Below are 13,872 nucleotides of genomic sequence, written 5' to 3'. Positions count from 1 at the left end.
CGCCTCCTTCCTTTCCGGCGCACCGATGGCCCCCAACGCCACCATCTACCGGCTCGAGCTGCAGGTCAGCGACATGGACCGGCACTACTACGCCGAGCACAACCTGACCCTGGCCCAGCACCCCTCCGAGACCCCGCTGCGGCTGATGGCCCGCCTGATCGCGTTCGTCCTGCACGCCGACGAGCGGCTGGCGTTCGGGCGCGGGCTCGGCAGCGAGGACGAGCCGGACCTGTGGCGGCACGACTACGGCGGCGACATCGAGCAGTGGATCGACCTCGGGCAGCCGGACGAGAGCCGGGTGCGCAAGGCCAGCGGGCGCGCCGCGCAGGTGGTGGTGGTCAACTACGGCGGCCACGCCGCCGACCTGTGGTGGGAGCGCAACCGCGCCGGGCTGTCGCGGCTGCGCAACCTCACCGTGCTGGCCCTGGACCCCGCCGAGGTGGAGGCGGCGACCGCGCTGCTGGCGCGCGGCATGCGCCTGACCGCCATGATCGAGGATGGCGAACTGCAACTGATGAGCGATCGCGCCAGCGTGGCGCTGACGCCGCGGCTGCGGATGCGCGCGTAGGCCGGGCGGCTTCGGCGCGGGCGACGGCCCGCCGGAGGGCGGCCGCGCCGCCGCGGCGCGTTCCGTCACCCGGTCTGCGAAGCCAGCGGCAGCAGGATGCGCACCGTCGTGCCGCCGGAAGGCGGGCATTCGATGGCGATGTCGCCGCCCGCGCCGGCGATGACGTCGCGCACCACCGACAGGCCGAGTCCGGTGCCTTCGCCCCTGGGCTTGGTGGTGAAGAAGGGCGTGAATACGCGGTTTCGGATCGGCTCGGGAATGCCTGGCCCGTCGTCGCTCAGGTCCAGGACGAGCGAGCCGCCGGCAGCGTCTCGGGTGACGGCGATCCGGAACGTCCCAGCGCCCGCCGCGGCGAGCGCGTCCCGGGCGTTGCCGGCGACGTTCAGGACCGCCAGTTCGAAGCTGCCCCGGTCCATGCGGACGGGCAGCGAGGCGTCCGGCCGCTCCAGCCGCAGTTCGATGCGCGGGCCGAGCAGTTGCCGGAGCATCGGCCGCAGGTTCTGCAGCGCGGCGCCGGCATCGAAGGTCTCCGGCTGCGACATCTCGAGCCGGCTGAAGTCGAGCAGCTTGTGGCTGACCGCCATGGCCCGGCGGGTGGTCTGTTCCACGCGCTCCAGCGCCGCGACGAGCGCGGGTTCTCCGCCCTGCGCGGCCAGCTGGTTGCGCTGCTGCGCGTATCCCAGGGTGATGGCCAGCAGGTTGTTGAAGTCGTGCGAGAGGCCGCTGGCGAGCCGCCCGGCCACGTCGAGCTTCTGCGAATGGATCAGCTGCTCGCGGGTGCGCTCGCGTTCGGCGGTTTCCTCCTGCAGCCGCAGGTGGGCCGCTTCCAGGTCCCTGCGCCGTTGCTCGGACTCCTCCAGGCTCCGGCGCAGCGCGGCCACGGTGCGATCGAGCACCAGCGAGATGAGCAGCCAGATCCCGCCGATGGAGACGGCCTTGCCGATCGCGACGGCCGGCGGCGAGGCGGCGCGGAGCATGTCCAGCGCCAGACAGCCCAGCAGCATCGCCGTCAGCGCCGCGAGCATGAGTCCCAGCGCCCGCCGGCCCAGCACCAGGGCGGCGAGCGACAGCAACACCAGCGGGATCGGATCGAGGCCCACCTGCGCCAGCCCGACGCTGGCATAGGCGATGCCGACGCATGCGGCCGCGACGGACAGGAACAGCGCGACGCCCTGCCGAAAGCGCCCGCGGCGGATCCACCACAGCGCGATCCAGGCCGAGGCCACGAGCAGGACATCGGTGGCCAGGTCGGCCGACAGCCTCAGGGTGTCCGGCCGCGGCACGTGCCCGCCGACGACCGCGTACAGGAAGATCGCCTTGTTGATCGGCACGAAGATGCCGAAGAACAGCAGCAGCGACTGCAGGAACGGCGCATTGCGCCGGTCCACCGGGTCGCCGATCGGCGCGCTCCCGAGCCAGCGCAGCACGGCCTTCATGGCGCGAACCGCGCCGAGGCGCCCGGGGCGCGCGCGGGCACCCCGGGCGAGGCGAGCCCGTGGACCGGCGCGTTGCGTGGCGGCTTGCCCACTTTCGGCCCTCCGCGATGGGGCGGGCGATTATAAGCGGCCGGCGCGCAGCCGCGAGCGGGCCGCCGGACCCCGGCGGGCCCGGGGCGCGGCAGGACGCATGGGCGCCGGCGCGCGCGGCGGGCGGATCGAGCGTCCTTACGCGGCCGCCACGCCTCGGGTGCGCCGCCGCCCGGCAGCGGCGCGCACAAAAAACCCCGGAACCGTTCTTCACGGGTTCCAGGGCCTTTGCCGTGCCATCGATTGGTCGGGGAGACAGGATTCGAACCTGCGACCTCTACGTCCCGAACGTAGCGCTCTACCAGACTGAGCTACACCCCGACTTGGGCGAGCCGCGTATTCTAGGCAGGCGACGGGCCAGCGGCAAGTGGGGGCGCGACGACGCATGCGGGGCGGTCGGGCCGGCGGGCCGAACCGTTAGACTCTACGCCGATTTCCCCACGTCACCGGAGCCGTCACTTGATCAAGCCGCGTACCCCGCCCGGGGTGATGGAGCTGCTGCCGCGCGACCAGATCGCCTTCCAGCGCATGCTCGACACCATCCGCCGCATCTTCGAGGGCTTCGGTTTCCTGCCGGTGGAGACGCCGGTGTTCGAACTGTCCGAGGTGCTGTTGACCAAGTCCGGCGGCGAGACCGAGCGGCAGGTGTACTTCGTGCAGTCCACCGGCGCGCTGGCCAAGGAGGGCGAGGGCCTGCCGGAGCTGGCGCTGCGCTTCGACCTCACCGTGCCGCTGGCGCGCTACGTGGCCGAGCACGAGCACGATCTCGCGTTCCCGTTCCGCCGCTACCAGATGCAGCGCGTCTACCGCGGCGAGCGCGCGCAGCGCGGGCGTTTCCGCGAGTTCTACCAGTGCGACATCGACATCATCGGCAAGGACGCGCTGTCGCCGCGCTACGACGCCGAGATCCCGGCGGTCGTCCACGCCGTGTTCCGCGCCCTGGGCCTGGGCGCGTTCACCATCCAGCTCAACCACCGCAAGCTGCTGCGCGGTTTCTTCGAGGGCCTGGGCATCGCCGACGCGCGGCAGATGGCGGTGCTGCGCGAGCTGGACAAGCTGGACAAGCGCGGCGCGGAGGCGGTGCGCGCGACGCTCCAGGGCGAGGACTTCGCGCTGTCGGCCGAGGTCGTGGACCGGGTGCTGGCGTTCTCGCAGGTGCGCTCGCAGGGCCACGACGATGCGCTGGCCAAGCTCGCCGCGCTGGGCGAGGGCGGGGCGCTGTTCGAGCAGGGGCGCAGCGAGCTGCGCGAGGCGCTGCAGCGCCTGCGCGCGCTGGGCGTGCCCGAGACCGATTACGCGATCAACCTCTCGATCGCGCGCGGCCTGGACTACTACACCGGCATGGTCTACGAGACCACGCTGGACGCGCACCCGCAGATCGGCTCGATCTGCTCGGGCGGCCGCTACGACGACCTGGCCGGCCACTACACCAAGTCGAAGCTGCCCGGCGTGGGCATTTCGATCGGCCTGACCCGGCTGTTCTGGCAACTGCGCGAGGCCGGTCTGATCGACACCGCCGAGAGCTCGGTGGACGTGCTGGTCGCGCTGATGGACGACGCCGGCCTGGACCGCGCGCTGTCGATCTCGCAGCGCCTGCGCATGGCCGGGCTCAACGTGGAGACCCAGCTGGAGCCGCGCAAGCTGGCGCGCCAGCTGCAGTACGCCGATCGCGCCGGCATCCGTTTCGTGGTGATCCGCGGCGAGGACGAGGCCGCGCGCGGCGCGGTCGCGGTCAAGGACCTCCGGCGCGGCGAGCAGTTCGAGGTGGCCGAGGACGAACTCGCCGAGACGCTGAAGGTCGAGCGCGAGCAGGCGAGGACGATGCGGTGAGCGCAGCGCCGGCCCGGGCGGGGCGCGGATGAACCTGCCGCTGCACTTCGGCGTGCTGGGCGCGCTGGAGGCGGGGCTGATCGCGTTCGTCGTCGGCCTGCTGGCGTTCGCCGCGTTCCATGCGCTGTCGGTGCGGCTGCGCTGGAACCCGGGCCACTCGATCGGCTGGGCCTGCCTGGCGGCGGTGGCGATCGCCGCTGGCCTCGACATCTGGAACCTGTTCTACCTGGGCGTGGTGAGGCTGGAATCGCCGGTCTACGCGCGCATCGCGCTGCAGCGCATCCACGATCCCAACGGCCTCGGCACGCGGGTGCTGATGGAGATCGCCGGCGCGGTGGCCGGCGTGGCGCTGGGCTGGGCGATCGCGCATCGCCGCGGCGGCGCCGGCCCGGACGCCTGACGCGTCGCTTTCGCCGGCGGCGCGGGCCCGGGTTTTCGCCAGTGCCGTCTTCTTCCGTCGCGCCTCGCGGCGCAGGGCGCTGCGGGGACGCGCGCGCTGCGCTATGGACGGTCTGAACAAGTCCGTCCATGGCCTTGTTCGGACGCCGCCGGTCCGGCACATGTCCGGACTGGCTCACGCAGATCGATCACTTGCGCGATTGACTGCGGGCAAGCCCTCCGGTTTGCAGAGCTTCTGAACCTCGTTCAGGAGTTTCCTGTCCGACGCTTTCCCCGACAGCAAAGAAGCCCCGGGTGGCTGCCACGGCGGCGCTCGCCGGAGCGGCAGCCGCGCGCATCCTTGGGAACCTCGGCCCGGCGCCATCCGCGATCGCCGGTTGACAGCGCGATCGCGCGCGGCATAATGCACTAACGCGTTAATACATTGGACCCCGTGAAGCAGCGTCCCGATCCCGTTCCCCGCCGCGATGCCGAGGCCGCCCTCGACGGGCTGGCGCGCGCGCTCGCCGCGCTCGAGCGGCCCGAGGACGTGGTCGCCTTCCTGCGCGACCTGTGCACCCCGGCCGAGCTGGAAGCGCTGTCGGATCGCTGGAAGGTGGTGCCGCTGCTGCTCGAAGGCGTGCCCTACCGCGAGATCCACGAGCGCACCCGGGTCAGCGTGACCACCGTCGGCCGCGTCGCCCGCACGCTCAGCCACGGCGAGGGCGGCTACGCCGCCGCCGCGCGCCTGCAGTTCCCGCACCTCGTCCCCTCCCACTGACCCGGACCGCCATGAGCCCACCCGCCGCCGCCGCGGTGCGCGACCGCCTGCGCATCGCCATCCAGAAAAGCGGACGCCTCGGCGAGCCGTCGCGCGCGCTGCTGACCGCCTGCGGCCTCGAGTTCCGCGAAAGCCGCGACCGCCTGTTCTGCTACGGCGAATCGCTGCCCATCGACCTGCTGCTGGTGCGCGACGACGACATCCCCGGTCTGCTGGCCGACGGCGTGTGCGACCTCGGCATCGTCGGCCGCAACGTGCTGGCCGAGCAGTCCGCCGAGCGCCGCGCGGCCGGCAAGCCCGAGGTGGCGCGCGAGTGGCGCGCGCTGGGTTTCGGCGCCTGCCGGCTCGACCTGGCGGTGCCGGAGAGCTGGGACTGGCAGGGCGCGGCGCAGCTCGCCGGCAAGCGCATCGCCACCAGCTACCCGGCGCTGGTGCGCGCGTGGCTGGCGGAGCAGGGCATCGCCGCCGAGGTGGTGCTGCTGTCGGGCTCGGTGGAGATCGCACCGCGCCTGGGACAGGCGGACCTGATCTGCGATCTCGTCTCCAGCGGCGCGACCCTGGCCGCCAACCAGCTCAAGCCGGTGCAGACCCTGCTGCAGAGCGAGGCGGTGCTGGCCGGGCCGGTGCGCGAGTTCGCCGACGCGCGCGGGCAGTGGGCATCGCTGCTGCTGCGGCGCATGGACGGCGTGCTGCGGCTCAAGGACAGCCGCCTGCTGCTGTTCCAGGCCGCCCGCGAGGCGGTGCCCGCGCTGATCGAGCTGCTGCCCGATGCCGAGCCGCCCACGGTGATGCGCCTGGACGGCGAGGACATGCTCGCGCTGCAGGCGCTGTGCCACGGCGCGGTGACCTGGCAGCGGCTGGAGGAGCTGCGCCACGCCGGCGCGCGCGGGCTGATGGTGGTGCCGGTCGAGAGGACGCTGGCATGAGCGCGCTGGACGCGAGCGCTCCGGCGGCGGCCTCCCCGCTGCGCCTGCGCTGGTCGGCGCTGGATGCCGCGCAGCGCGCGCGCGCGCTGGCGCGCCCGGTGCAGGAGCGCGCGGATACGGTGCGGCGCACGGTCGCCGCGCTGGTCGATCAGGTGCGCAGCGGCGGCGACGCCGCGCTGCGCGAGATCGGCGCGCGCCTGGACGGGGTGGCGCTGGACGATTTCGAGGTCGGCGAGGACGAGTTCGCCGCCGCCGAGGCCGCGCTGGCGCCGGCGCTGCGTCGCGCGATGGCGCAGGCCGCGGCGCGCATCGAAGCCTTCCACGCCCCCGGCGCGCTCAAGCCCTACGCGGTGGACACCGCGCGCGGGGTGACCTGCGAGCGCATCGTGCGCCCGATCGCGCGGGTGGGGCTGTACGTGCCGGCCGGCAGCGCGCCGTTGCCCTCCACCGCGCTGATGCTGGGCGTGCCGGCGCGGCTGGCGGGTTGCGCGCAGGTGGTGCTGTGCACGCCGCCGCGCCGCGACGGCCGCGCCGATCCGGCGGTGCTGGCGGCCGCGCGCATGACCGGGGTGCACCGCGTGTTCAAGCTCGGCGGCGCGCAGGCGATCGCGGCGATGGCCTTCGGCACCGAGCGCGTGCCCGCCTGCGACAAGGTGTTCGGCCCCGGCAACGCCTGGGTGACCGAGGCCAAGCAGCAGCTCGCGCAGTCCGGCGCGATCGCGATCGACCTGCCGGCCGGGCCGTCGGAGGTGCTGGTGATCGCCGATGCCGGCGCGTCGCCGGAGTACGTGGCCGCGGACCTGCTGTCGCAGGCCGAGCACGGCCCGGATTCGCAGGCGCTGCTGGTCTCCGATTCCGCGGCGCTGCTCGATGCGGTGGAGGCCGCGCTGGCGCGCCAGCTCGCCGCGCTGCCGCGCGCGGCGATCGCCGCGCAGGCGCTGGCGCGCTCACGCCTGATCGAGGTGGAGACGCTGGAGGACGCGTTCGCGCTGTCCAACGCCTACGCGCCGGAGCACCTGATCCTGGCCCTGCGCTCGCCGCGCGACTGGCTCGGCCGGGTGGAATCGGCCGGCTCGGTGTTCCTCGGCGACGACACCCCCGAAGCGCTGGGCGACTACTGCAGCGGCACCAACCACGTGCTGCCCACCGACGGCGCCGCACGCGCCTGGAGCGGGGTGGGGGTGTCGGCGTTCCAGAAGGCGATCAGCGTGCAGGCGGCCACGCCGGCCGGCATCCGCGCGATCGGCCCCGACGCGGTGACCCTGGCCGAGGCCGAGGGCCTGGAGGCGCACGCCAACGCCGTGCGCCTGCGCCTGCGCGGGGCGCGCGGGTGAGCGGCGCGCTCGCCCTGCTGCGCGAGGACCTGCGCGATTTCGCCGGCTACGCCTCCGCGCGCAGCGCGCGGCTGAGCGGTCGCGACTGGCTCAATGCCAACGAGGCGCCGTGGCCGAACCCGGCCGATGCCGGCGGCGACAACCGCCGCTACCCGGAGCCGCAGCCGCCGGCGCTGGTCGCCGCGCTGGCGCGGCTGTACGCGGTGGCGCCGGAACGCCTGCTGGTCGGGCGCGGCAGCGACGAGGCGATCGACCTGCTGGTGCGCGCGGCCTGCCGGCCGGGCCGCGACGCGGTGCTGGTCGCGCCGCCGGTGTTCGGCATGTACGCGGTCTCGGCCCGGTTGCAGGGCGCGCCGTTGCTGGAGGTGCCGCTGGTCGAGGGCGACGACGGCTTCGCGCCGGACTTCGCCGGCATCGAGCGCGCGGCGCGCGACGGCGGCGCGCGCATCGTGTTCCTGTGCTCGCCGGGCAACCCGACCGGCGCGGCCATCGCGTCCGCGGACGTCGCCCGGCTCGCCGCGGCGCTGCGCGATCGCGCGCTGGTGGTCGTGGACGAGGCCTACGCGGAGTTCTCCGCCATGCCGTCCGCGCTCGGCCTGCTCGATGCGCACGACAACCTGGTGGTGCTGCGCACGCTATCGAAGGCGCATGCGCTGGCGGCCGCGCGCATCGGCGTGGCGATCGGAAGCGCCGACCTGATCGCGGTGCTGAGGCGCTGCCAGGCGCCGTACCCGGTGCCGGCGCCCTGCGCCGAGCTGGCCTGCGCCGCGCTCTCGGACGCGGCGCTGGCGCAAACCCGCGAGCGCGTCGCGCAGGTGCGCGCCGAGCGCGAGCGCCTCACCGCCGGCCTGCAGGCGCTGCCCGGCGTGCGCCGGGCCTACCGTTCCGACGGCAACTTCGTGCTGGCGCGTTTCGACGATGCCGAGGCGGCGTTCTCCGCGCTGCTCGATGCCGGCATCGTGGTGCGCGACCAGCGCGCGGCGCCGCAGCTCGGCGACGCGCTGCGCATCAGCATCGGCACGCCCGAACAGAACGACCGCGTGCTGGCCGCGCTCGCCGGCGCCGGCATTCGGGCAGCGACGGCGCGTGGCGCCGCGGTGGAGACCCCATGAGCACGCCCATCCTCTTCGTCGACCGCGACGGCACCCTGATCGAGGAGCCGGACGACTTCCAGATCGATGCCTACGAGAAGCTGCGTTTCGTGCGCGACGTGATCCCGGCGATGCTGCGGCTGCGCGACGCCGGCTGGGAGTTCGTCATGGTCACCAACCAGGACGGGCTGGGCACCGAGGCCTATCCGGAGGCCGCCTTCGCCGGCCCGCACGCGCTGATGCTGCAGGTGTTCGAGAGCCAGGGCATCGTCTTCCGCGAGGTGCTGATCGATCGCAGCTTCGCCGCCGAGGGCCTGCCCACGCGCAAGCCCGGCATCGGCCTGGCGCTGCACTACCTGCGCGACCGCAGCATCGACCTGGCGCGCTCGGCGATGGTCGGCGACCGCGAGACCGACCTGCAGTTCGCCGCCAACCTGGGCGTGCGCGGCTTCCAGTTGCGCACCGAACAGTTCGGCGGCGAGTGGGACTGGCCCGGCATCGCCCACGCGCTGGCGGACGCGCCGCGGCAGGCGCGGGTGCAGCGCACCACGCGCGAGACCTCGATCCGGGTGGAGGTGGATCTCGACCGCGCCGCGGAGCCGCGCATCGCCACCGGTCTGGCCTTCTTCGACCACATGCTGGAGCAGATCGGCAAGCACGGCGGCTTCGCGCTGGCGATCCAGGCCGAAGGCGACCTGCACATCGACGAGCACCACACCGTCGAGGACACCGCGCTGGCGCTCGGGCAGGCGCTGCGCGAGGCGCTGGGCGACAAGCGCGGCATCGGCCGCTACGGCTTCGACGGCGCTGCCGACGACGAGGCCAGCGGGCGCGCCGACGTGACCCTGCCGATGGACGAGACCCTGGCCCGCGCCGCGCTCGATTTCGGCGGGCGCCCCTACCTGGTCTTCGACGGCGCTTTCCGCCGCGAGCGCGTGGGCGACCTGCCGACCGAACTGGTGCCGCACTTCTTCCGCTCGCTGTGCGACGCCGCCGGCCTGAACCTGCACCTGCGCGTGCGCGGCGAGAACGATCACCACCAGATCGAGGCGCTGTTCAAGGCGCTGGCGCGCGCGCTGCGGCAGGCGCTGCGCCGCCGGGGCGCGGAGCTGCCCAGCACCAAGGGGACCTTGTGATGCGGGTGGCAGTGGTCGATGCCGGCGGCGCCAACCTGGGCTCGGTGGCCTATGCGCTGCAGCGGCTGGGCATCGCGCCCGAGATCACCGCCAGCGCGCGGGCGCTGCGCGCGGCCGATCGCGTGGTGCTGCCCGGGGTGAGCACCGCGGCCACGGTGATGCGCCGGCTGCGCGCGCTGGATCTGGTCGAGACGCTGCGCGAGCTGCGCGTGCCGCTGCTGGGCGTGTGCGTCGGGATGCAACTGCTGTTCGAGCATTCCGAGGAGGACGACACGCCGTGCCTCGGCCTGCTGCCGGGCCGGGTGGCGCGGCTGGCCGAGGCGCCGGGCGTGCGCGTGCCGCACATGGGCTGGAACACGCTGGAACCGCTGAGCGCGGCGCCGCTGGCCGAGGGCATCGGCGCCGGCGAGCGCGCCTACTTCGTGCACAGCTACGCCGCGCCGGTGACCGCCGACTGCGTGCTGGCCTGCACGCACGGGCGCCGCTTCGCCGCGGCGGTGCAGCGCGGCCATGTCGCCGGCGTGCAGTTCCACCCCGAGCGCTCGGCCGCGGTGGGCGCGCGGGTGTTGCGCAATTTCCTGGAGATGCAGGCATGAGCGCTGCCGAGGGCTTCGTCCTGTACCCGGCGATCGACGTGCGCGAGGGCCGGGTGGTGCGCCTGCGCCAGGGCGACTACGCGCAGGAGACCCGCTACGCCGACGATCCGCTGGCGGTGGCGGCCGACTACGCCGCGCAGGGCGCGGCCTGGCTGCACCTGGTGGACCTGGACGCCGCGCGCGCCGGCGGCTACACCCTGCACGCGCTGTTGCGCCGGATCGCCGGGGAGACCGCGCTGAACGTCCAGACCGGCGGCGGCGTGCGCACGCGCGACGACGTCGCCGCGCTGCTCGACGCCGGCGCGGCGCGGGTGGTGGTGGGCTCGGTGGCGGTGCGCGAGCCGGCGCGGGTCGAGGCGTGGCTGGGCGAGTTCGGCCCGGAGCGGATCACCGTCGCGCTCGACACCCGCCGCGACACCGCCGGCGCCTGGCTGCTGCCGGTGCACGGCTGGACCGAGACCGGCGCCGAGGCGCTGGACCCGCTGGCCGAGCGCTACGCGCGCGCCGGGCTGGTCCACCTGCTGAGCACCGACATCGAGCGCGACGGCATGCTGCGCGGCCCCAACTTCGCCCTGTACGCGCACCTGCGCGCGCTCGCGCCGGAACTTGCGGTGCAGGCCTCGGGCGGCGTGCGCGAGGCCGCCGACGTGCGCGAGGCGCGCGCGCGGGGCTGCGCCGGCATCGTGCTGGGGCGCGCGCTGCTGGAGGGCCGCTTCACCCTGGCCGAGGCGCTGGAGGCGGCGCGATGCTGAGCCGCCGCATCATTCCCTGCCTGGACGTGCGCGACGGCCGCGTGGTCAAGGGCGTGCGCTTCCGCGACCACGTGGACATGGGCGACATCGCCGAGCTGGCGCTGCGCTACCGCGACGCCGGCGCCGACGAACTGGTGTTCTACGACATCGCCGCCAGCCCGGAGGGCCGCTCGGTCGATCGCGGCTGGATCGAGCGCGTCTCGCGCCTGCTCGACATCCCGTTCTGCGTGGCCGGCGGCATCCGCGACGTCGCCACCGCGCGCGCGGTGCTGCACGCCGGCGCCGACAAGATCTCGATCAACACCCCGGCGCTGGAACGGCCGGCGCTGATCGCCGAGCTGGCGGCGGAATTCGGCGTGCAGTGCGTGGTGGTCGGCATCGATTCCGTGCGCGAGGACGACGGCCAGTGGCGCGTGCGCAGCCATACCGGCGACCCGGCGCGCACGCGCGCGCCGGGCCGGCTGACCCTGGAGTGGCTGGCCGAGGCGCAGCGGCTGGGCGCCGGCGAGATCGTGCTCAACTGCATCGCCAGCGACGGCGTGCGCGGCGGCTACGATCTGGCGCAACTGCGCGCCGCGCGCGCGGTGTGCCGGGTGCCGCTGGTGGCCTCCGGCGGCGCCGGCACGCCGGAACACTTCGCCGAGGTCTTCCGCGAGGCCGACGTGGACGCCGCGCTGGCGGCCAGCGTGTTCCATGCCGGCACCATCGAGATCCCGGCGCTGAAGCGCTACCTGCGCGGCGAGGGCGTGGAGGTGCGCGATGCCTGAACATCATCCGGAGCGGCCCGGCACCATGAACGAGGCGACATTCGATCCCGAGGCGCTGGCCTGGGACAAGGCCGGCGGACTGTTGCCGGCGATCGTGCAGGACGCGCAGACCCTGCGCGTGCTGATGCTGGGCTACATGGACCGCGCGGCGCTGGCGGCCACCCGCGAGCGCGGGCTGGTGACCTTCTTCAGCCGCAGCAAGGGCCGGCTGTGGACCAAGGGCGAGAGCTCCGGCCACGTGCTGGAGCTGGTGTCGATGGAAGCCGACTGCGATGCCGACGCGCTGCTGGTGCTGGCGCGGCCGCGCGGGCCGACCTGCCATCTGCAGCGGCCGAGCTGCTTCGCCGGCGCCCCGCGCGACGCGGTCGCCGCGCTGGATGCGGTGATCGCATCGCGCGCGGCGTCGCCGCAGGCGGACAGCTACACCGCGCGCCTGTTCGGATCGGGCGTGCGCCGGATCGCGCAGAAGGTCGGCGAGGAAGGCGTGGAGACCGCCCTGGCCGGCGTCGCCCAGGACGACGAGGCGCTGCTGGGCGAGGCGGCCGACCTCGTGTACCACCTGGCGGTACTGCTGCGCGCGCGCGGACTGGGGTGGCCGCAGGTGTGCGAGGTGCTGGAACGGCGCGCCGGGGGGTGAAGCGCCCGTGCGCCGCATGCGGCGCGCGGATGGCCGTGCCGCCGTCGCCGGGCGTCGCCGATGCGGGCGAGGACCTCGGTGCGGCATGCGGGGATCGACGTCGTTTTCCCTTCCCCGCAAGTGGGGAGCACTTTGTTTTTTCCTTCCCCCGCAAGCGGGGGACGGTGCCGAAGGCGGATGGGGGGCACGCCGCAGGCGTGCAAAAAGCGGCCCTCATCCGGCGCGCTTGCGGGAGAAGGGACGACATGAGCCCGCTTGCGGGAGAAGGAACGACATGCGCCCGCTTGCGGGAGAAGGAACGACATGCGCCCGCTTGCGGGAGAAGGAACGACATGCGCCCGCTTGCGGAACGACATGCTTGCGGGAGAGGGGCTGCTTCGGCGCGGCAGGTCGAACGCCGAGACCACCGCAGGACCCCGCGACGGGCCGGCTGTCAAGCCGCTGGCGAAACCTGCGCCATCGGGGGCGCCGAGTTATCCACGCAAGCTGTGGACAACATTGTGGAAGCGCGCGGGACATGCGTGCGGCAGCCGCATGGCTTGGGGCTCTTCGACGATGTGGCGATTTCGTGACCACCCCCCGCGATGCGGCGGCCGGGCCGGCGGTCGGGCGCGCGTCGTGCGTGGGTCGGCGCGCGGGGCCGGGCGGGGCGGACGCGGCCCGCGCGGATGCTGCGGCGCCGCCGGCGGCCAGTCCTCGGCGTGGACGCGCGCGCGCCGGCGCGCTCAGCCGACGGTGTTGGTGTCGTCGCGCTTCTCGCGCGGCGGCAGGCTGTCCTCGCCGTGGACCAGGAACCAGATGTTCTCGGCGATGTTGGTGGCGTGGTCGCCGATGCGCTCGATGTTCTTGGCGATGAACAGCAGGTGGGTGCAGGGGGTGATCGCGCGCGCGTCCTCCATCATGTAGGTCAGCAGCTCGCGGAACAGCCCGGTGTAGAGCGCGTCCAGCTCGGCGTCGCGGTCGCGCACGCGCTGGGCGGCGTCCGCGTCGCTGTCGCGGTAGGCCACCAGCACGTCGCGCAGCTGGCGGACCGCCAGTTGGCCGATCACGGCTAGGCCGCGGGTGTGCGGCAGCGGCGGCGACTGGTTGAGCGCGGTGGAGCGCTTGGCGGCGTTGGCGGCGTAGTCGCCGATGCGCTCGATGTCGGAGGAGACCCGCAGCGCGGCCAGGATCTCGCGCAGGTCGCGCGCCAGCGGCCCGCGCAGCGCGAGTTTCATCACGTCCTGGCTGATTTCCTTTTCCAGCGCGTCGATCGCGTCGTCGTTGGCGACGATGCGCGCCGCGGCGTGGTCGTCGCGGCGCTCGATCACGTCGAGCGCGGCCTCCAGCTGCGCGGCGGCCATCTCGCCCATGCGCAGGATCTCGCCCAGCAGGCGCCGGCGCTCTTCGTCGTAGCTCTTGACGATGTGGTCGTGGGGCTGGGTGGTCATGAGGGGGGTCCTGGGGACGTGTCGGGTCGGAGTGTCGTGGTTGCCGTCCATGGCGGAGCCTCGCGGGCTCCGTGAAGTTCGGCTCGGCCGTCCATGGCCGGGCGTTCGGCGCCGCAGCCG

Annotated in this window: 14 protein-coding genes and 1 tRNA gene; 12 read left to right on the top strand and 3 right to left on the bottom strand. The window is 73.9% G+C overall.

Annotation, left to right across the window (positions count from 1 at the left end; translation table 11 throughout):
* The first annotated feature begins 25 nt into the window (after nucleotides 1–25).
* Complete coding sequence (locus Z164_RS0110350; RefSeq protein WP_024890624.1) at nucleotides 26–568, top strand: YaeQ family protein; 543 nt, start codon at nucleotides 26–28, stop codon at nucleotides 566–568.
* A gap of 65 nt (nucleotides 569–633) precedes the next feature.
* On the opposite strand, the gene Z164_RS20355 is transcribed toward Z164_RS0110350, so the two are convergent.
* Together Z164_RS20355 and Z164_RS0110340 are read right to left on the bottom strand one after the other, a co-directional pair.
* Complete coding sequence (locus Z164_RS20355; protein ID WP_043689753.1) at nucleotides 634–2,004, bottom strand: sensor histidine kinase; 1,371 nt, start codon at nucleotides 2,002–2,004, stop codon at nucleotides 634–636.
* A gap of 334 nt (nucleotides 2,005–2,338) precedes the next feature.
* Nucleotides 2,339–2,415: transfer RNA gene (locus Z164_RS0110340), tRNA-Pro, on the bottom strand.
* A gap of 138 nt (nucleotides 2,416–2,553) precedes the next feature.
* On the opposite strand from Z164_RS0110340, the gene hisS reads away from it, so the two are divergent.
* The 11 genes from hisS (at nucleotide 2,554) to hisIE (ending at nucleotide 12,322) form a co-directional block, all read left to right on the top strand.
* Entirely contained in the window at nucleotides 2,554–3,924 is a 1,371-nt protein-coding gene (hisS, locus tag Z164_RS0110335) for a histidine--tRNA ligase (RefSeq protein WP_024890623.1), read from the top strand.
* 28 nt (nucleotides 3,925–3,952) lie between these two features.
* The gene (locus Z164_RS0110330; RefSeq protein WP_024890622.1) at nucleotides 3,953–4,324 is read left to right on the top strand and encodes a hypothetical protein; all 372 of its coding nucleotides are present in this window, start codon (nucleotides 3,953–3,955) and stop codon (nucleotides 4,322–4,324) included.
* 432 nt (nucleotides 4,325–4,756) lie between these two features.
* Complete coding sequence (locus tag Z164_RS0110325; protein ID WP_024890621.1) at nucleotides 4,757–5,083, top strand: YerC/YecD family TrpR-related protein; 327 nt, start codon at nucleotides 4,757–4,759, stop codon at nucleotides 5,081–5,083.
* 11 nt (nucleotides 5,084–5,094) lie between these two features.
* Entirely contained in the window at nucleotides 5,095–6,009 is a 915-nt protein-coding gene (gene hisG, locus Z164_RS0110320; protein ID WP_024890620.1) for an ATP phosphoribosyltransferase, read from the top strand.
* The gene (gene hisD / locus Z164_RS0110315; RefSeq protein ID WP_052338408.1) at nucleotides 6,006–7,343 is read left to right on the top strand and encodes a histidinol dehydrogenase; all 1,338 of its coding nucleotides are present in this window, start codon (nucleotides 6,006–6,008) and stop codon (nucleotides 7,341–7,343) included. Before hisG ends, hisD begins: the two co-directional genes overlap by 4 nt.
* Nucleotides 7,340–8,455: a histidinol-phosphate transaminase gene (gene hisC / locus Z164_RS0110310; protein WP_024890618.1), complete on the top strand. Its 1,116-nt coding sequence runs from the start codon at nucleotides 7,340–7,342 to the stop codon at nucleotides 8,453–8,455. Before hisD ends, hisC begins: the two co-directional genes overlap by 4 nt.
* Entirely contained in the window at nucleotides 8,452–9,570 is a 1,119-nt protein-coding gene (gene hisB, locus Z164_RS0110305; RefSeq protein WP_024890617.1) for a bifunctional histidinol-phosphatase/imidazoleglycerol-phosphate dehydratase HisB, read from the top strand. The genes hisC and hisB overlap by 4 nt, the downstream gene beginning before the upstream one ends.
* Entirely contained in the window at nucleotides 9,567–10,166 is a 600-nt protein-coding gene (gene hisH / locus Z164_RS0110300; RefSeq protein WP_152540917.1) for an imidazole glycerol phosphate synthase subunit HisH, read from the top strand. The genes hisB and hisH overlap by 4 nt, the downstream gene beginning before the upstream one ends.
* A complete protein-coding gene (hisA, locus tag Z164_RS0110295) occupies nucleotides 10,163–10,918 on the top strand; it encodes a 1-(5-phosphoribosyl)-5-[(5-phosphoribosylamino)methylideneamino]imidazole-4-carboxamide isomerase (protein WP_024890615.1) in 756 nt (251 codons plus the stop codon). Before hisH ends, hisA begins: the two co-directional genes overlap by 4 nt.
* Entirely contained in the window at nucleotides 10,912–11,685 is a 774-nt protein-coding gene (hisF, locus tag Z164_RS0110290; protein WP_024890614.1) for an imidazole glycerol phosphate synthase subunit HisF, read from the top strand. The genes hisA and hisF overlap by 7 nt, the downstream gene beginning before the upstream one ends.
* A gap of 25 nt (nucleotides 11,686–11,710) precedes the next feature.
* Nucleotides 11,711–12,322, top strand: a complete 612-nt coding sequence (gene hisIE, locus Z164_RS0110285; RefSeq protein ID WP_024890613.1) for a bifunctional phosphoribosyl-AMP cyclohydrolase/phosphoribosyl-ATP diphosphatase HisIE — start codon at nucleotides 11,711–11,713, stop codon at nucleotides 12,320–12,322.
* A gap of 725 nt (nucleotides 12,323–13,047) precedes the next feature.
* On the opposite strand, the gene phoU is transcribed toward hisIE, so the two are convergent.
* Nucleotides 13,048–13,752, bottom strand: a complete 705-nt coding sequence (gene phoU, locus Z164_RS0110280) for a phosphate signaling complex protein PhoU (protein WP_024890612.1) — start codon at nucleotides 13,750–13,752, stop codon at nucleotides 13,048–13,050.
* Nucleotides 13,753–13,872 lie beyond the last annotated feature (120 nt).

The sequence above is a fragment of the Luteimonas huabeiensis HB2 genome, from assembly GCF_000559025.1.
Taxonomy (GTDB): domain Bacteria; phylum Pseudomonadota; class Gammaproteobacteria; order Xanthomonadales; family Xanthomonadaceae; genus Luteimonas; species Luteimonas huabeiensis.
The sequence above is the reverse complement of the archived record's forward strand: the minus strand, read 5'-3'. Positions and strand labels throughout refer to the sequence as shown.